26 protein-coding genes are annotated in these 24,488 nt (G+C 62.0%); 3 read left to right on the top strand and 23 right to left on the bottom strand.

Annotated features, from left to right (window positions below; all coding sequences use genetic code 11):
* Position 1: 1 nt before the first annotated feature.
* A complete protein-coding gene (locus AC07OJ_RS17005) occupies positions 2 to 937 on the bottom strand; it encodes a chemotaxis protein CheV (protein WP_065903528.1) in 936 nt (311 codons plus the stop codon).
* Between the two features lie 551 nt (positions 938 to 1,488).
* On the opposite strand from AC07OJ_RS17005, the gene AC07OJ_RS17000 reads away from it, so the two are divergent.
* The 3 genes from AC07OJ_RS17000 (at position 1,489) to AC07OJ_RS16990 (ending at position 3,825) form a co-directional block, all read left to right on the top strand.
* Positions 1,489 to 1,938: a hypothetical protein gene (locus AC07OJ_RS17000; RefSeq protein WP_201145654.1), complete on the top strand. Its 450-nt coding sequence runs from the start codon at positions 1,489 to 1,491 to the stop codon at positions 1,936 to 1,938.
* A gap of 337 nt (positions 1,939 to 2,275) precedes the next feature.
* Positions 2,276 to 3,169 (top strand): sensor histidine kinase, encoded by an 894-nt coding sequence (locus AC07OJ_RS16995; RefSeq protein WP_282397375.1) that lies wholly within the window; start codon positions 2,276 to 2,278, stop codon positions 3,167 to 3,169.
* Positions 3,166 to 3,825, top strand: coding sequence for a response regulator transcription factor (locus AC07OJ_RS16990; protein ID WP_106803042.1), 660 nt, complete (start codon positions 3,166 to 3,168; stop codon positions 3,823 to 3,825). The genes AC07OJ_RS16995 and AC07OJ_RS16990 overlap by 4 nt, the downstream gene beginning before the upstream one ends.
* Here AC07OJ_RS16990 and yegS read toward each other — a convergent pair.
* From yegS to fliN, 22 genes are all read right to left on the bottom strand, one after another.
* A complete protein-coding gene (yegS, locus tag AC07OJ_RS16985; protein WP_495094841.1) occupies positions 3,784 to 4,704 on the bottom strand; it encodes a lipid kinase YegS in 921 nt (306 codons plus the stop codon). The genes AC07OJ_RS16990 and yegS overlap by 42 nt on opposite strands.
* A gap of 884 nt (positions 4,705 to 5,588) precedes the next feature.
* Positions 5,589 to 5,981, bottom strand: coding sequence for a DUF2802 domain-containing protein (locus AC07OJ_RS16980; protein WP_495094840.1), 393 nt, complete (start codon positions 5,979 to 5,981; stop codon positions 5,589 to 5,591).
* On the bottom strand, positions 5,982 to 6,464 hold the full coding sequence (locus AC07OJ_RS16975) for a chemotaxis protein CheW (protein WP_010564003.1): 483 nt from the start codon (positions 6,462 to 6,464) through the stop codon (positions 5,982 to 5,984).
* An 80-nt stretch (positions 6,465 to 6,544) separates the two neighbouring features.
* Positions 6,545 to 7,360: a CheW domain-containing protein gene (locus AC07OJ_RS16970; protein ID WP_120449323.1), complete on the bottom strand. Its 816-nt coding sequence runs from the start codon at positions 7,358 to 7,360 to the stop codon at positions 6,545 to 6,547.
* Complete coding sequence (locus AC07OJ_RS16965; RefSeq protein ID WP_014719332.1) at positions 7,360 to 8,148, bottom strand: ParA family protein; 789 nt, start codon at positions 8,146 to 8,148, stop codon at positions 7,360 to 7,362. The genes AC07OJ_RS16970 and AC07OJ_RS16965 overlap by 1 nt, the downstream gene beginning before the upstream one ends.
* Before the next feature lie 51 nt (positions 8,149 to 8,199).
* The gene (gene motD / locus AC07OJ_RS16960) at positions 8,200 to 9,087 is read right to left on the bottom strand and encodes a flagellar motor protein MotD (protein ID WP_065909838.1); all 888 of its coding nucleotides are present in this window, start codon (positions 9,085 to 9,087) and stop codon (positions 8,200 to 8,202) included.
* Between the two features lie 63 nt (positions 9,088 to 9,150).
* Positions 9,151 to 9,891 carry a flagellar motor protein gene (locus tag AC07OJ_RS16955; RefSeq protein ID WP_010208778.1) on the bottom strand — a complete coding sequence of 247 codons (741 nt, stop codon included), beginning with the start codon at positions 9,889 to 9,891 and terminating at the stop codon, positions 9,151 to 9,153.
* Complete coding sequence (locus AC07OJ_RS16950; RefSeq protein ID WP_262135810.1) at positions 9,891 to 11,027, bottom strand: protein-glutamate methylesterase/protein-glutamine glutaminase; 1,137 nt, start codon at positions 11,025 to 11,027, stop codon at positions 9,891 to 9,893. The genes AC07OJ_RS16955 and AC07OJ_RS16950 overlap by 1 nt, the downstream gene beginning before the upstream one ends.
* Positions 11,028 to 11,074: 47 nt before the next feature.
* Positions 11,075 to 13,282, bottom strand: a complete 2,208-nt coding sequence (locus AC07OJ_RS16945) for a chemotaxis protein CheW (RefSeq protein ID WP_315415410.1) — start codon at positions 13,280 to 13,282, stop codon at positions 11,075 to 11,077.
* A gap of 11 nt (positions 13,283 to 13,293) precedes the next feature.
* Positions 13,294 to 14,082, bottom strand: a complete 789-nt coding sequence (locus AC07OJ_RS16940) for a protein phosphatase CheZ (RefSeq protein WP_065909831.1) — start codon at positions 14,080 to 14,082, stop codon at positions 13,294 to 13,296.
* An 18-nt stretch (positions 14,083 to 14,100) separates the two neighbouring features.
* Entirely contained in the window at positions 14,101 to 14,475 is a 375-nt protein-coding gene (locus tag AC07OJ_RS16935) for a chemotaxis response regulator CheY (RefSeq protein WP_015885173.1), read from the bottom strand.
* A 170-nt stretch (positions 14,476 to 14,645) separates the two neighbouring features.
* Positions 14,646 to 15,386 carry an RNA polymerase sigma factor FliA gene (gene fliA, locus AC07OJ_RS16930; protein WP_065909829.1) on the bottom strand — a complete coding sequence of 247 codons (741 nt, stop codon included), beginning with the start codon at positions 15,384 to 15,386 and terminating at the stop codon, positions 14,646 to 14,648.
* A complete protein-coding gene (gene fleN / locus AC07OJ_RS16925; RefSeq protein WP_003192912.1) occupies positions 15,383 to 16,216 on the bottom strand; it encodes a flagellar synthesis regulator FleN in 834 nt (277 codons plus the stop codon). Before fleN ends, fliA begins: the two co-directional genes overlap by 4 nt.
* A 106-nt stretch (positions 16,217 to 16,322) precedes the next feature.
* Positions 16,323 to 17,639, bottom strand: a complete 1,317-nt coding sequence (flhF, locus tag AC07OJ_RS16920; protein WP_065909827.1) for a flagellar biosynthesis GTPase FlhF — start codon at positions 17,637 to 17,639, stop codon at positions 16,323 to 16,325.
* Between the two features lie 12 nt (positions 17,640 to 17,651).
* Positions 17,652 to 19,766, bottom strand: a complete 2,115-nt coding sequence (gene flhA / locus AC07OJ_RS16915; RefSeq protein ID WP_216864328.1) for a flagellar biosynthesis protein FlhA — start codon at positions 19,764 to 19,766, stop codon at positions 17,652 to 17,654.
* 271 nt (positions 19,767 to 20,037) lie between these two features.
* Positions 20,038 to 20,226, bottom strand: a complete 189-nt coding sequence (locus AC07OJ_RS16910) for a S1 domain-containing protein (RefSeq protein WP_495006218.1) — start codon at positions 20,224 to 20,226, stop codon at positions 20,038 to 20,040.
* Positions 20,227 to 20,624: 398 nt separating this feature from the next.
* Positions 20,625 to 21,761 (bottom strand): flagellar biosynthesis protein FlhB, encoded by a 1,137-nt coding sequence (gene flhB, locus AC07OJ_RS16905; protein WP_065909824.1) that lies wholly within the window; start codon positions 21,759 to 21,761, stop codon positions 20,625 to 20,627.
* A gap of 3 nt (positions 21,762 to 21,764) precedes the next feature.
* Positions 21,765 to 22,550, bottom strand: a complete 786-nt coding sequence (gene fliR, locus AC07OJ_RS16900; protein ID WP_065909822.1) for a flagellar biosynthetic protein FliR — start codon at positions 22,548 to 22,550, stop codon at positions 21,765 to 21,767.
* A 4-nt stretch (positions 22,551 to 22,554) separates the two neighbouring features.
* The gene (gene fliQ, locus AC07OJ_RS16895; RefSeq protein ID WP_003214552.1) at positions 22,555 to 22,824 is read right to left on the bottom strand and encodes a flagellar biosynthesis protein FliQ; all 270 of its coding nucleotides are present in this window, start codon (positions 22,822 to 22,824) and stop codon (positions 22,555 to 22,557) included.
* Between the two features lie 4 nt (positions 22,825 to 22,828).
* The gene (gene fliP, locus AC07OJ_RS16890) at positions 22,829 to 23,572 is read right to left on the bottom strand and encodes a flagellar type III secretion system pore protein FliP (RefSeq protein WP_016976565.1); all 744 of its coding nucleotides are present in this window, start codon (positions 23,570 to 23,572) and stop codon (positions 22,829 to 22,831) included.
* Positions 23,572 to 24,012: a flagellar biosynthetic protein FliO gene (gene fliO, locus AC07OJ_RS16885; protein WP_065909820.1), complete on the bottom strand. Its 441-nt coding sequence runs from the start codon at positions 24,010 to 24,012 to the stop codon at positions 23,572 to 23,574. Before fliO ends, fliP begins: the two co-directional genes overlap by 1 nt.
* 1 nt (position 24,013) lies before the next feature.
* Entirely contained in the window at positions 24,014 to 24,481 is a 468-nt protein-coding gene (gene fliN / locus AC07OJ_RS16880) for a flagellar motor switch protein FliN (RefSeq protein WP_003214557.1), read from the bottom strand.
* Between the last annotated feature and the right edge of the window lie 7 nt (positions 24,482 to 24,488).

Genomic DNA, 24,488 nt, shown 5'->3' with positions numbered 1-24,488 from the left:
GTCAAGCCGGCACTTCGTCCAGCATCAGACGCTGACGCACCACATCGACGAGTTTGTCGGGCTGGAATTTGGACAGGAAGTTGTCGCAACCGACCTTCTTCACCATCGAATCGTTGAAGCTGCCCGACAGCGACGTGTGCAACACCACATACAGCCCACGCAGGCGCGGGTCGTTGCGGATCTCGGTGGTGAGGCGGTAACCGTCCATCTCGGGCATTTCGGCGTCGGTGAAGATCATCAGCAGTTTGTCGGTCATTACCTGGCCGCTGTCGGCCCAGGCCTTGAGCATGTTCAGCGCCTTGAGGCCGTCACTGGCGATGTGCATCTTCACGCCCAACTGGCCGAGGGTGTCGCGCAGTTGCGACAAGGCCACATTGGAGTCGTCGACCAGCAGCACTTCGCGACCACGCGCACGTTCGAGCACCGGATCGTCGAGTTTTTCGCGGGAGACCTTGGCGTTGTATGGCACGATTTCGGCGAGGACTTTTTCCACGTCGATGATCTCCACCAACTGGTCATCGACCTTGCTGATGGCGGTGAGGTAGTGCTGGCGCCCGGCGCTGGTCGGCGGCGGCAGGATAGCCTCCCAGTTCATGTTGACGATGCGGTCCACGCCGCCCACCAGGAACGCCTGCACCGAGCGGTTGTACTCGGTGACGATAATCGTGCTGTTCGGCCCAGGCACCAAGGGGCGCATGCCAATCGCCTGGGACAGGTCGATCACCGGCAGCGTCTGGCCACGCAGGTTGACCACGCCGCACACGAACGGGTGGCGCTGGGGCATCAAGGTCAACTTGGGCAGTTGCAGGACTTCCTGGACCTTGAACACGTTGATCGCGAACAACTGGCGCCCGGCCAGGCGAAACATGAGGATTTCCAGGCGATTCTCACCCACCAGTTGCGTGCGTTGGTCTACCGTGTCGAGAATGCCGGCCATTAAAAGCTCCTGGTGTGCGCTGAAAGTGTGGCGCGAGGGTGAGTGCATTGCATGGAGAGGTTATCGGCGGCGAGCGCCAGACCTTGACCCTGGTAAAATGCCATGTAAATTCATTGATGTCACACTGACATCATGGTTTACTGCGAACGCCGCTCCAGAGGCGGTGCAGCCACGTTGCGCGACATTCAAATCGACGCAAGGTTCCGCTATCTAAGGGATTCCCTTAGACACAATCGGGCCCAACCTGATATTCGCAATATCTAATAGCCATTAATGTGACGCCATTCTCAATGCATGAATGGAGTCAGGCTTTTGTTTGCCATCCCAAGCCCTCGGCCCACGGGCCTTCCAGACCTCCACGCGAGGGTAACTGAAGGTGTGCAACGGACCCCGCTCATGAGGGCCACGCACCGCCGTCGCCATCATTCAAATAAGCGTCCTACTGAAATCTCAGAAGCGACCTACAGATTTCAGTCATATTTCAGCGCTAGTTTTAAGCCATTCACCCGGTGCGACATCTCATCACCCGACCTTAAGTTGTGGAGACTTGCATGATGAACGACGGTAACGAGTGGCAACTTGCACTTCCCGAGTTTCTGCATGAAGCCGAGAAGCTACTGGCCAAGTCCGAAGAGTGCCTCAGTCATCTGCATATGATCCGCAATGACAGCGACGCGATCGACTGCATGAAAATCAGCCTGATCAAGCTGGCCGAAAAGGCCGACGCCCTGGCGCTGCAGGCCATCAGCGAGTTCTCGCGGCACATCCAGTACCTGATCGCGAATGCCGAAAACCCTCTGCACTTGCATGACCAGGCCCTGGATGCGCTGCATGATTGCCTGACGTTACTGGCCTGGCAGCTGGAACTCATCGACGCCAAGACCGGCCAACTGACCCTGGATGAAACCGAGCAAACGACCTTGATTGCCACGGTCATCCTGCAGATCCCACAAAAAGACTTCAGCAGCAAACCGCAACAACGAATGCATCACACGTCCTGAACCAATGACAGGTCGTATTCGCACCCTGAGTTATCTAAAAACGACCGGAATAAATATCAAATAGCCACTAACGGACATATCGATACAAACCAACTTCGATAATACAACTTCCCACTGTTCCAAACTCTGTGGTTACCGCCCGGGTATTTGCCTGGATATAGGCACGGCAAAAGCAAAGTGCCAGGCGACCAACGGTTACAGGGGTGATACTATGCCCCGCTCGAAGTAACTCAACTTCATCATGTATAAAAACGATTCGGCCACGCATTCCACACAAAGCCCTGTCAGCCGCCGTGACCGGTCTTCCCGCAGCGAACCCTCATTGGCTCCATCCGCTATGTACGCCAACTTCAAGTCACTCCTCGCCAGGTCCGTGTCCCGCAGCCATGCTCGACGCCTGGTCCTTGCCTTGTGCCTTGTCTCGCTGCTGCTCAGCCTGTGGACCTACGCCCACGCCGAGCCGATGCCGCTGGTGGTGGTGCTGTTGAACCTGGCGATCGTGGTGGTGGTTGGCCTGCAGCAGTGGCGCTCACGCAAGTCCATCAAGTTCCAGCCCCAGGAACTTGCCGACCGCCTGCTGCAGGTGCAGGAAAACGAGCGCCACCGCCTCAGCCGCGAACTGCATGACGATATCGGCCAGCTACTGACCGCCGCCAAGCTGCAAAGCGAGTGGCTCAAACGCCGCCTGCCGGAAGACCTGCAGAGCCAATGCACGGTGCTGTGCAACACCCTCAACGAAACCCTGGCCAAGGTGCGTGACGTCTCCGCCATCCTCAACCCGCGCCAGCTGGCCAGCCTGGGCCTGGAAGCGAGCCTGCGCGCGCACCTGCTCAAGACCCTGGAAAACACCCCGATTCACTGGAGCCTGGAATGCCAGCAACGGCTGACCGGCATCCCGGAAGAAATGGCCGTGGCGGCCTTTCGCATTACCCAGGAAGCGGTGACCAACATGCTACGCCACGCCCAGGCGCGCAATTTGCTGGTACGCCTGCAACGCCTGCCCGAAGGCCTGTCGCTGTTTATCAGCGATGACGGCCTGGGCTTTTCGCCTGCCATCAACCCCGGCCTGGAAGGTCAACGGGGCATGGCCGGCATGTCGGAGCGGATTGATCAGCTGGGGGGCACCTTGTCCGTCAGCAGCCAGCCAGGCAAAGGGACACGGATCGACGCGCTCTTCCCCTGGGCGCCCCGCGCCCTCGAACGGGCCAGTTCCCCTAAGGTTCTCGAGTGACCTGCAAATTACTCCTGGTGGATGACCATGCACTGATCCGGGCCGGCGTACGCGCGCTGGTCCAGGACATACCCGGCTACACGGTGATCGGCGAAGCCAGCGATGGCGCACAACTGCTGGAGCAGTTCAGCGCGCTGTTGCCGGATATCGTGCTGCTGGACCTGTCGATGAAGCACACCGGCGGCCTGGATGCCTTGCAGCAACTCAAGCGCGGCTACCCCAAGAGCAAAGTGCTGATCCTGTCGATGCACACCGACCCGGAACTGATCATGTGCGCGCTGGAGTCCGGCGCCCATGGCTACCTGCTCAAGGACACTACCGCCAACGAGCTGGAACACGCGCTGCTGGCCTTGCGCAACAACGAGCGCTACCTGAGCCCGGCGATCGCCCACACCGTGATCAACCAGGCGCTGGTGCGCGGCCAGGGCGCCACCACGCCCGCCGGCCACAGCCATAACCTCACTGCCCGGCAGTTGGAGATCCTGCGCTTGATCGTGCGCGGCAAGTCCACCCGTGAAATCGCCCACGGCCTGGGCCTGAGCATCAAGACCGTGGAAGCGCACCGTTCGCAAATCATGAAGCGCCTGCAGATTTTCGACGTGGCGGGCCTGGTGTTATTCGCGGTGCGCGAGCAGATCATCAGCCTGGACGACTAACGGCGAATTCACCGGCAGGTGCACGCGCAAGGCCTTGTGCACGGCCTCGAAATGCAAGTCGTCGCCTTCCAGCGGCTCGCCGTCGAGGTTGATGTACAGGCCCTGTGCAACCTTGATATTGACCCACGGCAGGCGCGCGCGGACGAACATGGTGTCCAGGCCCCAGCCGTTGGTCATCAGCTCGCGCAGGGTGCCGACCACCTCCTGGGGCGCCGGCAGGATGCTGACGTCCAGCAAGCCATCATCGGCCAATGCCTCCGGGCATAGCACATGCCCTCCCCCGGCCTGGCGCCCGTTGCCGATCCCGAGCGCGAGCAGTTCGCCTTTCCAGTGAAAATCCGGGCCTTCCAGCTCGCCATAGGCGGCCTTCAACTCGCTGAAACGGGTCAAGCCGGTGAACAGGTAGGCGGCACCGCCGAGCACTTTCTTCAGGTCCTCGGAGGTGTTGGCGGTGACCTGGCTGCCGAAGCCGCCGGTGGCCATATTGAGGAAGATTTGCCCGCCGACCCGGCCGAGGTCGATCGCCTTGGGCGGCACGTCCAGCAATGCCAGGGCCTGGGCAGGTTCCAGCGGGACCCCGGCGGCGCGGGCGAAGTCGTTGGCGGTGCCCAGGGGCATCAGCACCAGGCTGGCATCGGTGTTGGCCTGGGCCATGGCTTCGGCGACATCGCGCAAGGTGCCGTCGCCGCCGCCGGCGATGATATGCGGGTAGCCGCCGTCCAGCGCTTCATTGACCAGGCGCTGGGCGTCGCCGCCTTCCCATGTGACCCGCACCGCCAGTTCCCAGCCCAGGTCGCGCCGGGCCTGCACGGCCGCGCGCACGTCCTCGTTGAGGGCTTGCTTGCCGTGGAGGATCAACAGTGCCTTGTGGGTGGTCATGGGGGGGTCTCCTGGGTTCTAAGGTGCTTGAAGGATGTTGACCTTTGGTGGGGAGGAAAAAGTCAGTGGGGGGTGGAAATAATTTGGGGGGGGTTGGGGGCTGGGGGGGTCGGGGGTTCGGGGGGCATATCCGTTTTTGCGGTAACGGCGACTTATGGTTCCGCTCTTACAGCGGGTCACTTTTGGAAAAGCCCCAAAAGTAACCAAAAGGGCTCTTGCCCCAACACTCGGCACCTCGCTCACGCTCGGTGTGCCCGTAATCCGACATTGATTTGGGGGGCCGCCGCCACGCGCCATCCATGGCGCGGGGCGGCTAAACCGGCATCCCTGCCGGTTTACCCCCCAAATCAATATCGAATTCCGGCCAGCGTGTTTGATGGGGCGCCTAGATCAAGATCAAAATCAAAAGCACGGCGGCCTTAAAGCCGACCTGAGTGGTTAGATCAAAAGCGGATACGTGTGGGAGCTGGCTTGCCTGCGATGGTCGTTAACGATGACGCGGAAACATCAGAATGTACGCGGCGCACGCGCGTTTTTCGTCGGTAAGCCGGCTCCTACGGAGATCAAAAAGCGTACCTACGATGCGAAGCGAGCCGCTTTTGATCTTGATCCTAGGCGCCCCATTAAACACGCTGGCCGAACGCAGGTTTGAATCCGTGGGTAACCCGGCAGGACGCCGGGTTAGCCGCACTGGGCCAGGGATGGCCCATTGCGGCGGCCCACGGATTCAAGCCGGAGTGAGGGCACACCGAGCCTAGGCGAGGTGCCGAGTGTTGGGGCAAGAGCCCTTTTGGTTACTTTTGGGGCTCCTTTCCAAAAGTGACCCGCCGTAAGGGCGGAACCCATTCCAGCCACGACCCCAAATCCGGATACCCCCCAAGAGGTCAGCCCTTGTGCAACTTACTCATCAACTGCGCCTCAGCCTGGGTCAACCCACACGACTGCGTCAACTCATCCACCGTAGCCCCCATCCCCACCAGCTTGGCAGCCTGGGCAAACGACAGGCTCGACGGATCACGCTGCTCCAGCTGCGCAAGCTTGTCCGGCAACGGCCCGAGGATCGCGCGCAGTTCATGCACCTCATCCCCCACCTTCACTGCACTCTGCTGGAAATGGTCGACACGCTTGACCAGCTCCAGGATGCGCCGGTCACGCACGGCATCCCGCTCGGCCTGCTGCACCACCGACTCACGCTGCTGGCGCACATAGCGCAGCAGGAATGCCAAGGTCCCGGCCCACAACAGGGCCAGGACGATCACTGCGGCCTCAAGGAACAATCAGATGCTCTCCAGTTCCGACCATTCTTCTTCGCTCATCATCTTGTCCAGCTCAACCAGAATCAGCAGCTCGCCGTTCTTGTTGCACACGCCCTGGATGAACTTGGCGGATTCTTCATTACCCACGTTCGGCGCGGTTTCCACTTCCGATTGGCGCAGATAAACCACTTCGGCCACGCTGTCGACCATGATCCCGACCACTTGCTTGTCGGCTTCGATGATGACGATACGGGTGTTGTCGTTGACTTCGGTCGGTACCAGGCCGAAACGCTGGCGGGTGTCGATCACCGTCACCACGTTGCCGCGCAGGTTGATGATACCCAGCACGTAGCTTGGCGCACCCGGGACCGGCGCGATCTCGGTGTAGCGCAGCACTTCCTGCACGCGCATCACGTTAATGCCATAGGACTCGTTGTCCAGTTTGAAGGTAACCCATTGCAGGATCGGATCATCCAAACCTTGTGCGGACGCTGACTTATTCATACCCCTGACCCCTTCAAATGCCGCTTCACACGGCGTGTGTGCTTCGCTGACCGCGCACCCGCGCGGCCCTTATTGTTCAATCAACTGCGTTTATTCACCGGCAGCGTCTTGACCGCGCCGCTGGCGATCAACTCGGCCAGCTCGGCGACGTCGAGCAACGCGCACATGTGTTCGATCACGGTGCCCGCCAGCCAAGGCCGTTGGCCCCGGTGGCTGCGCCATTTGATTTCATTCGGGTCCAGGCGCAACGAGCGGCTGACCTGATGCACTGCCAGCCCCCACTCGTAGCCCTGCACCGAGATCACGTATTGCAGGCCCTGGCGAAAATCATCGCGGTAGCGGTCGGGCATCACCCAGCGCGCGGTGTCCAGCACCTTGAGGTTGCCGGCCTGGCTGGGCAGGATGCCGAGGAACCATTCCGGTTGCCCGAACAGCGGCGTCAGTTCCTGGCCTTCCAGGGAATAGATCGAGCCCAGGCACACCAGCGGCACCGCCAGGGTCAACCCGGCGACGTCGAACAACAGGCATTCGAACGGCTCGGCGGCCCAGGCCGGGCGATCATCGCCGGCCACTGGCGGCGGCGTGATGCTGGGCGGCAGGTGCACTTCCACCACCGGCTCGACCACGACCTGAGCAACGACCACCGGCTCGACCACCACGGGCACGACAACTGCCGGGGCGATCGGCACCACCACCGGCGCGGTCACGACCTGCGCATCGCGGGCCTGCTCTTCCAGCACCGCCAACTGGAATTCATCCAGGGTGCTTTCCGGCGCCAGGGCCGGTTCCAATACCAGTATCGGCTGCTCTTCCTCGGTCGCATCCTGCAGCAGGGCATCCAGGTAGGATTCCAGTGCCAGTTGCGGCCGGGTCTTGAGTTCGATGGGACGGTTCATCACGCCACCTGCGCGACAAGCTGCTGGGACAGCAGGTGCTTGAGCAACGCGCGGTAAGCCAGCACGCCACGGCTTTTACCGTCGAACTGCGACGGGGTCAGGCCGGCGCGGCTGGCGTCACGCAGGCGCGTGTCCACCGGGATGTAGCCATTCCAGATGGTGTCCGGGTAGGCATCGCGCAGCACGCGCAAGGTGCCCAGCGACGCCTGGGTGCGACGGTCGAACAGGGTCGGCACGATGCTGAACGGCAGCGCCTGCTTGCGCGAGCGGTTGATCATCGCCAGGGTACTGACCATGCGCTCCAGGCCTTTGACCGCGAGGTGCTCGGTCTGTACCGGGATCACCAGTTGCTGGCTGGCCGCCAAGGCGTTGACCATCAGTACGCCGAGCAACGGCGGGCTGTCGATGATCGCGTAGTCGAAGTCCTGCCACAGTTGCGCCAGGGTCTTGGCGATCACCAGGCCCAGGCCGCTCTGCCCCGGCGACTGGCGCTCGAGGGTGGCCAGCGCGGTGCTCGACGGCAGCAGGGAAATACTCTCGTTGCTGGTGGGCAACAGCAGTTGCCCGGGCAGGTCGGCCGGCACGCTGCCCTTGTGCAGGAACAGGTCGTAGCAGCTGTGCTCCAGCGCATCCGGGTCGTAGCCGAAATAGCTGGTCATGGAGCCATGCGGGTCCAGGTCCACTACGACCACACGCTTGCCCGCCTCGGCCAGCAAACCGGCTAAGGCGATGGAGGTGGTGGTCTTGCCGACTCCACCTTTTTGATTGGCAACTGCCCAGACTCTCATTCGGATGGTTCCTCCCGGCAGGCACAGGCGCGACCGAGACATTGCATAAGGTTATTGAGCCGGCGACGGAGAATTGACGGCACTCTGACGCACCGGCGGCTTTGCAGGGGCCGGTGCAGTTTGTGTGCCAGCCCGCTTCAAGGCCGCGTCCGGTGTTGCATTGGCGGTGCCGGTACCGGTCAGGCTGCGGCGCACATCCAGGTTGCGCGAGACCACCAGTACCACCCGGCGGTTGCGCGCGCGGCCTTCCACCGTGGCGTTGTTGGCCACCGGCTGGAACTCGCCATAACCCACCGAGGCCAGGCGCCCGGGGTTTACGCCCTGCATCGCGAGCATGCGCACGATGCTCGCGGCCCGCGCCGACGACAGCTCCCAGTTGGTCGGGTACTGCGCGGTGCTGATCGGGAAATTGTCGGTAAAGCCTTCCACGTGGATCGGGTTTTCGAACGGCCTGAGGATCGCCGCCACCTTGTCGATGATGGTGAACGCCTGGTCGCTGGGCATTGCATCGGCGCTGGCGAACAACAGGCTGGAGTTGAGTTCGATCTCCACCCACAACTCATTGCCGCGCACGGTCATCTGGTTGGAACTGATCAGATCGCCGAACGCGGCGCTGATGTCGTCGGCGATGCTTTTCAACGGGTCGCTGGTGCCGCCTACGCCGGCGGCGGTTTCATCGCTGTCATTGACCAACGGCTTGGCCGGGGTCACGGTCTTGGGCCGTTCCTCGCCAATGGGGATCGGCTTGAGGGCGCGGTCGGCGTCGTTGAACACCCCGATCAGCGCCTGGGAAATGACTTTGTACTTGCCTTCGTTGATCGACGAGATGGAGTACATCACCACGAAAAACGCGAACAGCAAGGTGATGAAGTCCGCGTAGGACACCAGCCAGCGTTCGTGGTTGACGTGCTCTTCAGGCTCGCGACGGCGACGGCTCACAGGCTGACACCCCTCTGTACGTAAATCATGTGGCCGCTCGCCACAAGTCAATAGCCATGTTCATCAATCCATGAAGCCCTGGAGCTTCAATTCGATCGACCGCGGGTTCTCACCCTCGGCAATCGACAGGATGCCTTCGAGCAACATCTCGCGGTAACGCGACTGGCGCATGGCGATGGACTTGAGCTTGCTGGCCACCGGCAGCAGTACCAGGTTGGCACTCGCGACACCGTAGATGGTGGCCACGAACGCCACGGCAATGCCGCTGCCCAGTTGCGACGGGTCGGCCAGGTTGCCCATCACGTGGATCAGGCCCATCACCGCACCGATGATGCCGATGGTCGGCGCGTAGCCGCCCATGCTTTCAAAGACTTTGGCAGCGTTGATGTCGCGGCTTTCCTGGGTGTAGAAATCCACTTCCAGGATGCTGCGGATCGCTTCCGGCTCGGCGCCGTCCACCAGCAGTTGCAGGCCTTTGCGCGCGTAGCTGTCGGGCTCGGCATCGGCCACGCCTTCCAGGCCGAGCAGGCCTTCCTTGCGGGCGGTGAGGCTCCAGTTGACCACGCGGTCGATGCCGCCGGGCAGGTCCACGCGTGGCGGGAAAATAATCCACACCAGGATCTGCATGGCGCGCTTGAACGAACTCAAGGGCGACTGCAACAGGGCCGCGCCGACCGTGCCGCCGATCACGATCAAGGCCGCCGGGCCGTTGGCCAGGGCGCCGAGGTGGCCGCCTTCGAGGTAGTTGCCGCCGATGATCGCGACAAACGCCATGATGATGCCGATCAGGCTCAATACATCCATCAGAGGCAGGCCTCCACCAGATGCTTGCCGATCTCGTCCAGGCTGTAGACGGCGTCGGCCAGGTCAGCCTTGACGATCGCCATGGGCATGCCATAGATCACGCAACTGGCTTCGTCCTGGGCCCAGATCGCGCTGCCGCCCTGCTTGAGCAGGCGTGCGCCTTCACGGCCATCAGCGCCCATGCCGGTGAGCACCACCGCCAGAACTTTGTCGCCGTAGGACTTGGCCGCCGAACCGAAGGTGATGTCCACGCACGGCTTGTAGTTGAGGCGCTCGTCGCCCGGCAGGATTTTGATCGCACCACGCCCGTCGACCATCATCTGCTTGCCACCCGGCGCCAGCAGCGCCAGGCCTGGACGCAGGATGTCGCCATCCTCGGCTTCCTTGACGCTGATGCGGCAGAGCTTGTCCAGGCGTTCGGCAAAGGCCTTGGTGAAGGCCGCCGGCATGTGCTGGATCAACACGATCGGCGCCGGGAAGTTGGCCGGCAATTGCGTCAACACGCGCTGCAAGGCCACCGGGCCGCCGGTGGAGGTACCGATGGCGACCAGCTTGTAGGCCTTGCGTTTGGGCGCGGGCGAATGGGCACTGGGCGCCGGAGCGCGGGCCGGGGCCACGGCAGGCCGAGCCACCGGGGCGGGCGCAGGCGCAGGTCGACCAAACGCAGGGGCCGGGGCCGGCGCCGCAACCGGTGCAGGTGCAGGTGCAGGTGCAGGCGTGCTGAACAGGCTGCGACGGTTACTGCGGGAAATGCTGTGGACTTTCTCGCACAGCAGTTGCTTGACCTTCTCGGGGTTGCGCGAGATGTCTTCGAAATTCTTCGGCAGGAAGTCCACCGCGCCGGCATCCAGCGCATCCAGGGTGACCCGGGCGCCTTCGTGGGTGAGCGAGGAGAACATCAACACCGGGGTCGGGCAGCGCTGCATGATGTGACGGACAGCCGTGATGCCATCCATCATCGGCATCTCGTAGTCCATGGTGATCACGTCGGGCTTCAACGCGATAGCCTGATCGATCGCCTCTTTGCCGTTGGTGGCCGTGCCGATCACTTGAATCGTTGGATCGGCGGAAAGAATTTCCGAGACGCGGCGGCGGAAGAAACCCGAATCGTCCACCACCAGGACCTTGACTACCATAAACACTCCGTTAGACGGGGCGGGCAAACCGCCCTGCCCCACCAGAATCAAATACGCCGAGCGGCGTAACGCTTGAGCATGCTCGGAACATCCAGAATCAGCGCGATCCGACCGTCACCGGTGATGGTCGCACCCGACATGCCCGGGGTTCCCTGCAGCATTTTGCCCAAAGGCTTGATGACCACTTCTTCCTGGCCCACCAGTTGATCGACCACGAAGCCGATACGCTGGGTGCCCACGGAGAGAATCACCACATGGCCTTCGCGCTGCTCTTCATGCTTGGCCGATGCCACCAGCCAGCGCTTGAGGTAGAACAGTGGCAACGCCTTGTCGCGCACGATCACCACTTCCTGGCCGTCCACCACGTTGGTGCGCGACAGGTCGAGGTGGAAAATTTCGTTGACGTTGACCAGCGGGAAGGCGAAGGCCTGGTTGCCCAGCATCACCATCAGGGTCGGCATGATCGCCAGGGTCAACGGCACCTTGATGACGATCTTCGAGCCCTGGCCCTTGGTCGAGTAGATGTTGATCGAGCCGTTGAGCTGGCTGATCTTGGTCTTCACCACGTCCATGCCGACGCCACGGCCGGACACGTCGGAAATCTCGGTCTTGGTCGAGAAGCCCGGGGCGAAGATCAGGTTGTAGCACTCGGTGTCGGTCAGGCGGTCGGCGGCGTCCTTGTCCATCACGCCACGCTTGACAGCGATATTGCGCAGGATGGTCGGGTCCATGCCCTTGCCGTCATCGGTGATCGACAGCAGGATGTGGTCACCCTCCTGCTCGGCCGCCAGGATCACTTTGCCGTTGCGCGACTTGCCCGAAGCTTCGCGCTCTTCCGGGGTTTCGACGCCGTGGTCGACGGCGTTGCGCACCAAGTGGACCAGCGGATCGGCCAGGGCCTCGACCAGGTTCTTGTCGAGGTCGGTCTCTTCGCCCACCAGTTCCAGGTTGATCTCTTTCTTGAGCTGGCGTGCCAGGTCGCGAACCAGGCGCGGGAAGCGCCCGAAGACTTTCTTGATCGGCTGCATCCGCGTCTTCATCACGGCGGTCTGCAGGTCGGCGGTGACCACGTCGAGGTTCGACACGGCCTTTTGCATGGCTTCATCGCCACTGCTCAGGCCCAGGCGCACCAGGCGGTTACGCACCAGCACCAGTTCGCCGACCATGTTCATGATGTCGTCCAGGCGCGCGGTATCGACGCGCACGGTGGTTTCGGCTTCACTGGCCGGCTTCTCGGCCACGGCAGCCGCCGGCGCGCGGGCAGCAGCCGGGGCGGCGGCAGGTGCCGGGGCCGGTTTGGCAGCAGCAGGTGCAGCGGCCTTGGCCGGCGCCGGTTTGGCCGCCACCGGAGTGGCGGTCGCGGCAGCTGCCGGAGCCACTTCGCTGAACTTGCCCTTGCCGTGCAATTCGTCGAGCAGGGATTCGAACTCGTGGTCGCTGATCAGACCGTCGCCCGCAGGTTCTGCCGCAGCGGCCGGCGCAGTGGCAGTCGCGGCGACTTCCGGCAAGGCGTCGGCCGCGAAGGTGCCTTTGCCATGCAGTTGGTCGAGCAGTGCTTCGAATTCGTCATCGGTGATGTCGGTGCTGGTCGACGCGGCAGGCGCATCCACAGCGGCGGCAGGCGCCACGGCGTCGGCCGCGAACTGGCCTTTGCCGTGCAACTGGTCGAGCAGGGATTCAAATTCTGCGTCGGTAATGTCTTCGCTGGTCGGCGCTTGTGGCGCGGCGGCTGCAGGCGCTTCAGCCTCGGCTTTCACCGCATTGAGGGAGTTGAGCAACTGCTCGAACTCGCTGTCCGTCACGTCCGCTTCAGGCTCTGCCACAGGCGCAGGCTCAGCTTGCGCCACGGGCGCTGCCGAGGTGTCGGCCGGCTCTGCCAGGCGCGCCAGGGCGGCGAGCAGTTCCGGGGTGGCCGCAGTGATCGGGGCACGTTCGCGGACTTCGCTGAACATGCCGTTGACCGCATCCAGTGCTTCGAGAATCACGTCCATCAATTCCGAGTCAACGTGACGCTCACCCTTGCGCAGGATGTCGAACACGTTCTCGGCGATGTGGCAGCACTCCACCAGCTCATGGAGCTGGAGGAAGCCGGCGCCCCCTTTTACAGTGTGAAAACCGCGAAAAATTGCATTGAGCAGGTTCGCATCATCCGGACGGCTTTCCAGCTCGACCAGTTGCTCGGACAGTTGCTCTAAAATTTCGCCGGCCTCTACAAGGAAATCCTGAAGGATTTCTTCATCGGCGCCGAAGCTCATGTGGGTGCTCCTTAGAAGCCTAAACTGGATAACAGGTCATCTACGTCATCCTGACCTGACACAACGTCTTCACGTTTATCGGCATGAATCTGCGGACCTTCACCCTTGGCGAGATGTTTTTGTGGATCTTTTTCCGAGAGGATCGCTTCACGGTCATGTTCGATGCCGGCAAAACGGTCTACCTGGCCGGCCATGAGCACCAGTTTGAGCAGGTTGCTTTCCACTTCGGTGACCAACTGAGTCACACGCTTGATCACCTGGCCGGTGAGGTCCTGGTAATCCTGGGCCAGCAGAATGTCATTGAGGTTGCTGGAAACCGTGCGGTTTTCCTGCTCGCTGCGTGACAAGAATCCGTCGACCCGACGCGCCAGTTCCCGAAATTCCTCAGCCCCCACCTCGCGGCGCATGAAGCGGCCCCAATCGTGGCTCAGGGCCTGGGCTTCGGTGGCCATGCCATTGACCAGGGGCGTGGCGTTTTCCACCAGGTCCATGGTGCGGTTGGCCGCCGCTTCAGTCAGCCTGACCACATAGGACAGGCGTTCGGTCGCGTCGGTGATTTGCGAAATTTCTTCGGCCTGGGGCATGTGCGGGTCAATCTGGAAATTGACAATCGCACTGTGCAGCTCGCGTGTGAGCTTGCCCACTTCCTGATACAGGCCGCGGTCACGGGTCTGGTTGAGCTCATGGATTAACTGCACCGCGTCGCCGAACTGGCCTTTTTCAAGGCTGTCAACCAACTGGTGAGCATGCTTTTTCAGGGTCGACTCAAAGTCTCCCTGTGACGTTTCTTTATGCTCCATAGCTCCCCCGCGATGGCATTAGCCGTGGATGCGTTCGAAGATTTTTTCGATCTTCTCTTTCAAGGCCAATGCAGTGAATGGCTTGACCACATAACCGTTGACCCCGGCTTGGGCGGCTTCGATGATCTGTTCACGCTTGGCTTCGGCGGTCACCATCAGCACGGGAAGGCTGCGCAGTTTTTCGTCGGCGCGCACATGGCGCAGCAAGTCGATACCGGTCATGCCCGGCATGTTCCAGTCCGTTACCAGAAAGTCGATGCTCCCGCTGTTGAGGATCGGAATCGCCGTAATGCCGTCATCCGCCTCGACCGTGTTAGTGAACCCAAGGTCACGCAACAGGTTTTTTATGATCCGCCGCATCGTTGAGAAGTCATCAACGATGAGGATTTTCATGTTCTTGTCCAATTCGACCTCCAAGCAGTCTTAAACGCGCCCAGCACCTGGACGCGCCATTTCAATCAACAGGCATTACACAAAAAGGACTGCAGGGGGCACCACGGGCCGATCCCGCGAGGGTCAATCACCCTCGCGGTGTGGTTTGCAGTGCTCCCCAACACTGCCTGTCAGCGCGCTCGCCACTCTCCCAAACGCCCCCGCAAGCGGGCTGCGCACTGGCTGTGCAACTGGCTGACCCGCGATTCGCTGACTCCCAGGACCTCACCGATTTCCTTGAGGTTCAGCTCTTCGTCGTAGTACAGCGCCAACACCAGTCGCTCACGCTCCGGCAAATTGGCAATCGCGTCCGCCAACGCCCCCTGGAAGCGTTCATCCTCCAGGTCGCGCGACGGCTCCAGATGAGCACTCGCGCCGTCCTCGTGCAGCCCTTCGTGTTCGCCGTCCTGCAACAGGTCGTCGAAACTGAACAGGCGGCTGCCCAAGGTATCGTTCAAAATCCCGTAGTAATCGTCGAGACTCAATTGGAGTTCGGCCGCAACTTCGTGATCTTTAGCGTCGCGACCGGTTTTTGCTTCAATTGCGCGAATTGCGTCACTGACCATGCGCGTATTGCGATGCACCGAACGCGGCGCCCAGTCACCTTTACGCACTTCATCGAGCATCGCGCCACGGATGCGGATACCCGCATACGTCTCGAAACTCGCGCCCTTGCTCGCGTCGTATTTGGTCGACACTTCGAGCAGGCCGATCATGCCCGCCTGGATCAGGTCTTCGACCTGGACGCTGGCGGGCAGGCGTGCCAGCAAGTGATAAGCGATGCGCTTGACCAGCGGCGCATAGCGCTCGATCAATTCACCCTGGCTGTCACGTGCCGATTTCTTGTAAAGGTTGTAGCCGCTGGATGTCATAGCACCGGTCCTGCGCTCGTCTGATGCACCAATCGCTCGACGAAAAACTCCAGATGCCCCCGAGGGTTGGCAGGCAACGGCCAGGTATCGACCTTCTGGGCAATAGCCTTGAACGCCAAGGCGCATTTGGAACGAGGGAACGCTTCGTAGACTGCACGCTGCTTTTGCACAGCCTTGCGTACACACTCGTCGTAGGGAACTGCGCCGACGTATTGTAAGGCGACATCGAGGAAGCGATCCGTGACCTTGGTCAACTTGGCGAACAGATTGCGCCCTTCCTGTGGACTCTGGGCCATGTTGGCCAGCACGCGGAAGCGGTTCATGCCGTAGTCACGGTTAAGCAATTTGATCAGGGCATAGGCGTCGGTGATCGAGGTGGGTTCATCGCAGACCACCAACAGGACTTCCTGCGCAGCGCGCACGAAGCTGACCACGGACTCGCCGATCCCGGCGGCGGTGTCGATCACCAGCACGTCGAGGTTGTCGCCGATATCGCTGAACGCCTGGATCAGGCCGGCATGCTGCGCCGGGCTCAGGTGCACCATGCTCTGGGTGCCGGAGGCGGCCGGCACGATGCGGATACCGCCAGGGCCCTGCAGCAGCACGTCGCGCAGCTCGCAGCGCCCTTCGATCACATCGGCAAGCGTGTGTTTGGGCGTCAGCCCCAGCAGAACGTCGACGTTCGCCAGCCCCAGGTCAGCATCCAGCAGCATGACGCGACGGCCAAGCTCTGCCAGGGCCAGGGACAAATTCACTGACACGTTAGTTTTCCCGACGCCACCTTTGCCGCCGGTCACCGCGATCACCTGTACGGGATGCATGCTGCCCATTTTATTTCTTTACCTTGTCTTGCTTAGACGCAGGCTACATGGCTTGGCCGCGTGAATCGCTTGCAGACCATCGATGTAGGTACATTTCACGGTGTTCATCCTGCCCTCAACCCACCCGCTTTGCCGGGCTGTGATAGAGGTCGGCGAACATATCGGCCATCGCTTCCTCGCTAGGCTCTTCTTGCATTTGCACGCTGACTGCACGGCTGACCAACTGATGACGGCGCGGCAGATGCAGATCATCCGGAATCCGCGGGCCGTCGGTCAGGTAGGCGACCGGCAACTCATGACTGATGGCCAGGCTCAACACCTCGCCCAGGCTCGCGGTTTCGTCGAGCTTGGTGAGGATGCAGCCGGCCAGGCCGCAGCGTTTGTAGCTATGGTACGCAGCGGTAAGAACCTGTTTCTGGCTGGTGGTTGCAAGCACCAGGTAATTTTTCGACTTGATGCCGCGCCCGGCCAGGCTTTCCAGCTGCATGCGCAACGCAGGGTCGCTGGCTTGCAGGCCGGCGGTATCGATCAACACCACGCGCTTGCGCAGCAGCGGGTCGAGGGCGTTGGCCAGGGATTGGCCCGGGTCGACATGGGTCACCGACACATTGAGGATCCGACCCAAGGTCTTGAGCTGCTCCTGGGCACCGATACGGTAGCTGTCCATGCTCACCAGCGCGATATTCTGCGCGCCGTACTTGAGCACGTAACGGGCGGCCAGCTTGGCCAGGGTGGTGGTCTTGCCCATGCCGGCAGGGCCGACCATGGCGATCACACCGCCCTCTTCCAGCGGCTCGATTTCCGGCGTGACGATCATCCGCGCCAAGTGGGCCAGCAACATGCGCCAGGCCTGGCGAGGTTCTTCGATTTCAGTGGTCAGGGCCAGCAGGTCGCGCGACAACGGGCCGGACAGGCCGATGCGTTGCAGACGACGCCACAGGTTGGCCTGTTGCGGCTTGCTGCCTTGCAGCTGGTTCCAGGCGAGAGAGCCGAGTTGCACTTCCAGCAGCTCGCGCAGGCCATTGAGTTCAAAGCGCATCGAGTCGAACACGCGCTGGTCGACTGCGGCGGCCGGGGCCGGCGCTGCAGGACGCGGGGGTTCAACGAAGGTCGGCTCGACCAGCGGCTCGGCAGCGGTCAGCGGCAGGCCGGCGAACAACTGGCGGTTGGTGGTGGCGTCGCTGTCGCCACGCATGCTCAGTTCGGCCTGGGCCGAGACAATGCGCGAGGCCGTCTTGCGCAGCTCGTCTTCGAGTTCCATGTTCGGGACGCGCGGGGCCAGGGCCTGGGGAGTGTAATCCAGGGCAGCCGTCAGCTCGACACCGCCGGCAATACGACGGTTACCGATAATCGCGGCGTCGGCGCCCAGCTCATCACGAACCAGTTTCATGGCCTGACGCATATCGGCGGCGAAAAAACGCTTAACTTGCATAACCCACTACCCTCAGCCGTTGGGCCCTACTGTCGCGACGATAGTCACTTGCTTGTTGTCAGGAATTTCCTGATAAGCCAAAACGTGCAAATTCGGTACTGCCAGGCGCCCAAACCGCGACAACATCGCCCGGACGGGGCCGGCCACCAGCAGGATCACCGGTTGGCCCTGCATTTCCTGGCGCTGCGCGGCATCGATCAACGAACGCTGCAGCTTCTCAGCCATGCTTGGCTCCAGCAGAACGCCCTCTTCCTGGCCTTGTCCTGCCTTCTGAATACTATTGAGCAATATTTGTTCCAACCTTGGTTCCAAGGTGATCACAGGCAGCTCAGAGTCAAGCCCTACAATGCTTTGGACGATTGCGCGCGACAATCCGACGCGCACTGCAGCCACCAGGGCGGCAGTATCTTGACTCTTGGCGGCATTGTTGGCGATAGCCTCGGCAATGCTGCGGATATCGCGCACCGGCACCTGCTCGGCCAGCAGCGCCTGCAGGACCTTGAGCAGTTGCGACAGCGACAGCACGCCCGGCACCAGTTCTTCGGCGAGTTTTGGCGAGGCTTTGCCGAGCAAACCCATCAATTGCTGGACTTCTTCGTGGCCGATCAGCTCATGGGAGTGCTTGTACAGAATCTGGTTGAGGTGGGTGGCGACCACGGTACTGGCGTCCACCACGGTGTAGCCCAGGGACTGCGCCTGGCTGCGCTGGCTGATTTCGATCCACACCGCGTCCAGGCCAAAAGCCGGATCTTTGGCGGTAATGCCGTTGAGACTGCCGAATACCTGCCCCGGGTTGATCGCCAGTTCGCGATCCGGGTAGATCTCGGCTTCGGCCAGGATCACCCCCATCAGGGTCAGGCGGTAGGCGCTGGGGGCCAGGTCGAGGTTGTCGCGGATATGCACGGTGGGCATCAGGAAGCCCAGGTCCTGCGAGAGCTTCTTGCGCACCCCCTTGATCCGCGCGAGCAGTTGGCCACCCTGGTTGCGGTCGACCAGCGGGATCAGGCGGTAGCCGACTTCCAGGCCGATCATGTCGATCGGGGTCACGTCGTCCCAGCCCAACTCCTTGGTTTCCTGGGCCCGGGCCGGCGACGGCAGCAATTCCTGCTGGCGCGCGATTTCCTGCTGGGCCTGGACCTTGACCGCGTTCTGCTTCTTCCAGAACAGGTAGGCACCGCCGGCCGCCATGGCCGCCATGCTCAGGAACGACACGTGGGGCATGCCCGGCACGATGCCCATGATCGCCATGATGCCCGCCGCCACGGCCAGGGCCTTGGGCGAGGCGAACATCTGGCGACTGATCTGCTTGCCCATGTCTTCGGAGCCCGAAGCACGGGTCACCATGATCGCGGCAGCTGTGGATAACAACAGTGATGGCAATTGCGCCACTAAACCGTCACCAATGGTCAGCAAGGCGTAAACCTTGCCGGCATCGCCGAAGGTCATGCCGTGCTGGAAGATCCCGACCGCCATGCCGCCGATCAGGTTGATGAACAGAATCAGCAGGCCGGCGATGGCGTCACCGCGCACGAATTTGCTGGCACCATCCATGGAACCGTAGAACTCGGCTTCCTGGGCCACTTCCAGACGGCGCGACTTGGCCTGGTTCTGGTCAATGAGGCCGGCGTTGAGGTCGGCGTCGATGGCCATCTGTTTGCCGGGCATGGCGTCGAGGGTAAAGCGCGCGCTCACCTCGGAAATCCGCCCGGCGCCCTTGGTCACCACCACGAAGTTGATGATCATCAGGATCGCGAAGACCACGATACCCACCACGTAGTTGCCGCCGATCACCACCTCACCGAAGGCCTGGATCACCTTACCGGCGGCGGCGTGGCCGTCCTGGCCGTGGAGCATCACCACGCGCGTCGACGCCACGTTGAGCGCCAGGCGCAACAGGGTCGCCACCAGCAGAATGGTCGGGAACACCGCAAAATCCAGCGGTCGCAGGGCGTATACGCAGACCAGCAGCACCACCACGGACAGGGCAATGTTGAAGGTGAAGAACACGTCCAGCAGGAACGGCGGCATCGGCAACATCATCATTGCCAGCATCACCAGCAACAACAACGGCACACCCAGATTGCCCCGCGAGAGGTCAGTCAGGGTCGTACGGGCCGTGCCGAGCATTTGAGAGCGATCCACCACCGGTATTCCTCGTTTCCTTGAAGCAAACTTTTGACGCCGGGAGGCGTCCTGGAGGCGGTATTGCAAGAAGCCTTCCAACTTTGGTTTCAGGGCGACGATCGTCGAGGGGAACGCGTTTCAAATGCAGGAGCTTGCCTGCGGTGGCGGTGTGTAGGTCACCTGAAGCGCCAGGCTGAACTCAGTCATCGCAGGCAAGCCAGCTCCCACATTATTGGTCGGTGGACACACCGCCAACAGCCAGGCATGCATGCCGCTAGATAAGTTTGATATGGAACGCATACACCCCTTGAGGGCAATGGATCCTCACGAACTGCACGCGCAAGCCTTTCTTGAGCCAGATGCCGGCTGAGCCGGTGCGATCCACATGCACCGGCTCGTCATCGCCATCCAGCGCAATCAGGCCTTTTCCGGTTTTTCGGCTGTAGGATTTGATCGTTCCCATCACCGCTTCCATCACTACGCCCTCTGCATCGCTGGATGACCTGTGCACAGTAGGGAGCCATGGAAGCGCGAGAGGACGGCGCTGGCTACTGTCAAAGTTGACAGGTAGACGAGGGTTGCCGACGAGTGGTAGCGGATGAGGCGGGCAGGCTTGTTATGCGAACGCACTCACTGTGGTGAGCGGGCTTACCCCGCGTTGGGCTGCGAAGCAGCCCTGAAACCTGGCGACTCGGTCTGACTGTTGGACCGCGGTGGCTGGATTGGGAGCGCTTCGCACTCCAACGCGGGGCAAGCCCGCTCACCACAAGAAGCCCGCTCGCCACAACAAGCCTTATCACCACAAAAAGCCCGCTACCCACAACAAGCCCGCTCACCACAAAGCGCGCATCAGCCGAGCAGTCAGGAATCGCGGCGCAGCTCCGGCGGAATGGGCAGGTCCTTGAGCGGATCGGGCCGCTTGCCCTTGCCCGCGCGGTACTGGCGAATCTGATAGACATACGCCAACACCTGGGCCACGGCCAGGTACAGCCCGGCGGGGATTTCCTGGTCGAGGTCGGTGGAGTAGAAGATCGATCGCGCCAGCTCCGGCGACTCCAGCAGCAGGATGTCGTTGGCCACGGCGATTTCGCGGATTTTAAGCGCGGTGAAGTCGCTGCCCTTGGCCAGCAGCATCGGCGCGCCGCCCTTCTCCGGGTCGTACTTGAGGGCCACGGCGTAGTGCGTCGGGTTGGTGATGACCACATCGGCGTCGGGCACCGAGGCCATCATCTTGCGCTGCGACATTTCCCGCTGCAGCTGGCGAATGCGCTGCTTGACCTCGGGGCGACCCTCTTGGTCCTTGTGCTCGTCGCGGACTTCCTGCTTGGTCATCAGCAGTTTCTTGTGGCTTTCCCACAGCTGGATCGGCGCATCCACCGCCGCGATGATGATCAACCCGGCCGCCATCCACAGCGCACTCCAGCCGACCACCTGCACACTGTGGATGATTGCCGACTCCAGCGGTTCGTGGGCGATGCGCAGCAAATCGTCGATATCCGAGGACAACACCGTCAAGGCCACGAATAGAATCAGGATGAACTTGGCCAACGCCTTGAGCAGCTCCACCAGCGCCTTGGCGGAAAACATGCGCTTGAGCCCGGCCGCCGGGTTCATCCGGCTGAACTTGGGCGCCATGCTGCCGGCGGCGAACAACCAGCCGCCCAGGGCGACCGGGCCGATCAAGGCGGCCAGCAGCAAGGTGATCAGAATCGGCTGCACCGCCAGGATCGCGATTTTGCCCGAGTGCAGCAGGTATTGACCCATCGAATCGGGATTGAGCAGCACCTCGCGTGGCAAGGTGAAGTTGTGCTTCATCAACTCCAGCAAGTCCAACGCCAGCCCGCCGCCGTAAATCAGCAGGCCGCCCGCGCCGGCCATCATGGTCGCAACGGTATTCAGCTCTTTGGAGCGCGCAATCTCGCCCTTTTCCCTGGAGTCCTTTTTGCGTTTCTCCGTGGGGTCTTCTGTTTTGTCCTGACCACTCTCGCTCTCGGCCATGGCTCAGCGCGCCCGTGCCAGATCACGTAAGAACTGCAGGGCGTCGGTCGCCAGCGGTTGATACTGATTGAGAATGTCAGCCAGGCCGACCCAGAAAATCCCCATGCCCAACACCAGGGTCAACGGGAAGCCGATCGAGAAGATGTTCAGTTGCGGCGCCGCGCGGGTCATCACGCCGAACGCGATGTTGACCACCAGCAACGCGGTGATTGCCGGCAGCACCAGCAACAGCGAGGCGCCCAGCACCCAACCGAGGCGCCCGACCACTTCCCAGAAATGATTGACCACCAGGCCCGAGCCCACCGGCAAGGTGGTGAAGCTTTCGGTTAGCACCTCGAACACCACCAGGTGGCCGTTCATGGCCAGGAACAGCAACGTCACCAGCATGGTCAGGAACTGCCCGATCACCGCTGCCGACACGCCGTTGGTGGGGTCGACCATGGACGCGAAGCCCATGCCCATCTGGATCGAGATGATTTGCCCGGCAATCACGAATGCCTGGAAGAACAGCTGCAGGGAAAAGCCCAGCAACGCGCCGATCAGGATCTGCTCGGCGATCAGCATCAGCGCGCTGAGGTCCAGCGCATTGACCGGGGGCATGGCCGGCAAGCCCGGCGTGATCACCACGGTAATCGCCACCGCAAAGTACAGGCGCACGCGGCGCGGGACCAGGGTGGTGCCGAACACCGGCATGCTCATCAGCACCGCCGTCACACGAAACAGCGGCAGGATGAAGGAGGCCACCCAGGTGCTGATCTGGGTGTCGGTCAATGCCAGCAAAGACTGCATCGGGTCAGCCGATCAACTGCGGAATACTGCCGTACAACTGCAGGATGTATTCCATGAAGGTCTGCACCAGCCAGGGGCCGGCAACGATCAGGGTGATCAGCATCACCAGCAAGCGCGGGAGGAAGCTCAAGGTCTGTTCGTTGATCTGGGTCGCGGCCTGGAACATCGCCACCAGCAGGCCGACCAACAGGCTCGGCACCACCAGCACGGCGACCATCATGGTGGTCAGCCACAGCGCTTCACGGAACAGGTCGACGGCAACTTCTGGGGTCATGGCCCTACACTCCGCCGAAACTGCCGGCCAGGGTGCCGATAATCAGCGCCCAGCCGTCCACCAGCACAAACAGCATGATCTTGAACGGCAACGAGATGATCAGCGGCGACAGCATCATCATCCCCATGGCCATCAGCACGCTCGCCACCACCAGGTCGATGATCAGGAACGGGATAAAGATCATGAAGCCGATCTGGAACGCGGTCTTCAACTCCGACGTGACAAACGCCGGGACCAGGATGGTCAGCGGCGCCTGGTCCGGGGTGGCGATGTCAGTGCGCTTGGACAGGCGCATGAACAGCTCGAGGTCGCTGGAGCGGGTCTGCGACAGCATGAAGTCCTTGATCGGGCCCTGGGCCTTGTCGATCGCGTCCTGGGCGGTCATTTTTTCCGCCAGGTAAGGCTGCAGGGCTTGCTGGTTCACCTTGTCGAACACCGGCGCCATGATGAACAGCGTCAGAAACAAGGCCATGCCGGTGAGGATCTGGTTCGACGGCGTCTGCTGCAGGCCCAGGGCCTGGCGCAGGATCGAGAACACAATGATGATCCGCGTGAAGCTGGTCATCAGCATCACGAACGCCGGGATAAAGCTCAGCGCGGTCATGATCAGCAGGATCTGCAGACTGACCGAATACTCCTGGGCCCCCGCCGCGTTGGTGCCCAGCGTAATCGCCGGGATCGACAACGGGTCGGCGCCGAACGCCAGTGGCGCGGCCAGCAACAGCATGAGCGTCAACAAAACGCGCATTACTTCTTATCCTTCTGATCCTTGCCCAGCAACTCCATCAGGCGCTGGGCGAATTCCGGTGTGGTGGCCTGGGTCTGGGCCACGTCCACCGGCGTCTTGAGCACATGCAACGGGGTGATGCGGCCGGGGGTGAGGCCCAGCAGGATCTGTTCCCCACCGACCTGCACCAGCACCAGCCGATCACGCGGGCCGAGGGCGCGCGAGCCGATCATTTCGATCACCTGGGCGTTGCCCGGCCCGACGTTCTGCACGCGGCGCATCAGCCAGGCCAGCACGAAGATCAGCCCGACCACCAGCAACAACCCCAATACCAACTGGGTCAACTGGCCGCCGATGCCGCTGCTCACCACTGGCGCCGCAGCCGCCGCCTGCGCGACCGGCTCAGCCGCCAGGGCGCTCAATGGCAGCGCCGACAACAGTCCCGCCATCGAATACTTCATCTCAGCGCAACTTCTTGATGCGTTCGCTCGGGCTGATCACGTCGGTCAGGCGGATGCCGAACTTCTCGTTGACCACCACCACTTCGCCGTGGGCGATCAGCGTGCCGTTGACCAGCACGTCCAGGGGCTCACCGGCCAGGCGGTCGAGCTCGATCACCGAGCCCTGGTTGAGCTGCAGCAGGTTGCGGATGTTGATTTCGGTGCTGCCGACTTCCATCGAGATCGAGACCGGGATGTCGAGGATCACATCCAGGTTCGGGCCATCGAGGGTCACCGGGTCGTTGTTCTTCGGCACGCTGCCGAATTCTTCCATCGGCAGGCGATTGCCGACCGGTGCGGTGGCCGCGTCGGCCGCCAGCAGTGCGTCGATATCGTCCTGGCCAACATCGCCGGTTTCTTCCAGGGCAGCTGCCCATTCGTCAGCCAGGGCCTGGTCTTCGGCGGAAGTGTTTTCGTGTTCGGTAGCCATTACATGT

The sequence above is a fragment of the Pseudomonas sp. GW821-FHT09C08 genome (genome assembly GCF_059418125.1).
Note: the sequence above shows the minus strand (reverse complement) of the source record. Positions and strands in the feature narration are given on the sequence as shown.

Bases quoted from the DNA above. Each gene is read 5' to 3' on its own strand.
- fliQ (WP_003214552.1), bottom strand. From the start codon at position 22,824: ATGACCCCAGAAGTTGCCGTCGACCTGTTCCGTGAAGCGCTGTGGCTG.
- flhB (WP_065909824.1), bottom strand. From the start codon at position 21,761: ATGGCCGAGAGCGAGAGTGGTCAGGACAAAACAGAAGACCCCACGGAG.
- fliR (WP_065909822.1), bottom strand. From the start codon at position 22,550: ATGCAGTCTTTGCTGGCATTGACCGACACCCAGATCAGCACCTGGGTG.
- fliA (WP_065909829.1), bottom strand. From the start codon at position 15,386: ATGACATCCAGCGGCTACAACCTTTACAAGAAATCGGCACGTGACAGC.
- fliO (WP_065909820.1), bottom strand. From the start codon at position 24,012: ATGAAGTATTCGATGGCGGGACTGTTGTCGGCGCTGCCATTGAGCGCC.
- AC07OJ_RS16955 (WP_010208778.1), bottom strand. From the start codon at position 9,891: ATGGATGTATTGAGCCTGATCGGCATCATCATGGCGTTTGTCGCGATC.
- AC07OJ_RS17005 (WP_065903528.1), bottom strand. From the start codon at position 937: ATGGCCGGCATTCTCGACACGGTAGACCAACGCACGCAACTGGTGGGT.
- AC07OJ_RS16935 (WP_015885173.1), bottom strand. From the start codon at position 14,475: ATGAAAATCCTCATCGTTGATGACTTCTCAACGATGCGGCGGATCATA.
- yegS (WP_495094841.1), bottom strand. From the start codon at position 4,704: ATGACCACCCACAAGGCACTGTTGATCCTCCACGGCAAGCAAGCCCTC.
- AC07OJ_RS17000 (WP_201145654.1), top strand. From the start codon at position 1,489: ATGATGAACGACGGTAACGAGTGGCAACTTGCACTTCCCGAGTTTCTG.
- flhA (WP_216864328.1), bottom strand. From the start codon at position 19,766: ATGCTCGGCACGGCCCGTACGACCCTGACTGACCTCTCGCGGGGCAAT.
- AC07OJ_RS16945 (WP_315415410.1), bottom strand. From the start codon at position 13,282: ATGAGCTTCGGCGCCGATGAAGAAATCCTTCAGGATTTCCTTGTAGAG.
- AC07OJ_RS16910 (WP_495006218.1), bottom strand. From the start codon at position 20,226: ATGGGAACGATCAAATCCTACAGCCGAAAAACCGGAAAAGGCCTGATT.
- flhF (WP_065909827.1), bottom strand. From the start codon at position 17,639: ATGCAAGTTAAGCGTTTTTTCGCCGCCGATATGCGTCAGGCCATGAAA.
- AC07OJ_RS16950 (WP_262135810.1), bottom strand. From the start codon at position 11,027: ATGGTAGTCAAGGTCCTGGTGGTGGACGATTCGGGTTTCTTCCGCCGC.
- AC07OJ_RS16975 (WP_010564003.1), bottom strand. From the start codon at position 6,464: ATGAATAAGTCAGCGTCCGCACAAGGTTTGGATGATCCGATCCTGCAA.
- fleN (WP_003192912.1), bottom strand. From the start codon at position 16,216: ATGGGCAGCATGCATCCCGTACAGGTGATCGCGGTGACCGGCGGCAAA.
- AC07OJ_RS16965 (WP_014719332.1), bottom strand. From the start codon at position 8,148: ATGAGAGTCTGGGCAGTTGCCAATCAAAAAGGTGGAGTCGGCAAGACC.
- AC07OJ_RS16970 (WP_120449323.1), bottom strand. From the start codon at position 7,360: ATGAACCGTCCCATCGAACTCAAGACCCGGCCGCAACTGGCACTGGAA.
- fliN (WP_003214557.1), bottom strand. From the start codon at position 24,481: ATGGCTACCGAACACGAAAACACTTCCGCCGAAGACCAGGCCCTGGCT.
- AC07OJ_RS16940 (WP_065909831.1), bottom strand. From the start codon at position 14,082: ATGGAGCATAAAGAAACGTCACAGGGAGACTTTGAGTCGACCCTGAAA.
- fliP (WP_016976565.1), bottom strand. From the start codon at position 23,572: ATGCGCGTTTTGTTGACGCTCATGCTGTTGCTGGCCGCGCCACTGGCG.
- AC07OJ_RS16995 (WP_282397375.1), top strand. From the start codon at position 2,276: ATGTACGCCAACTTCAAGTCACTCCTCGCCAGGTCCGTGTCCCGCAGC.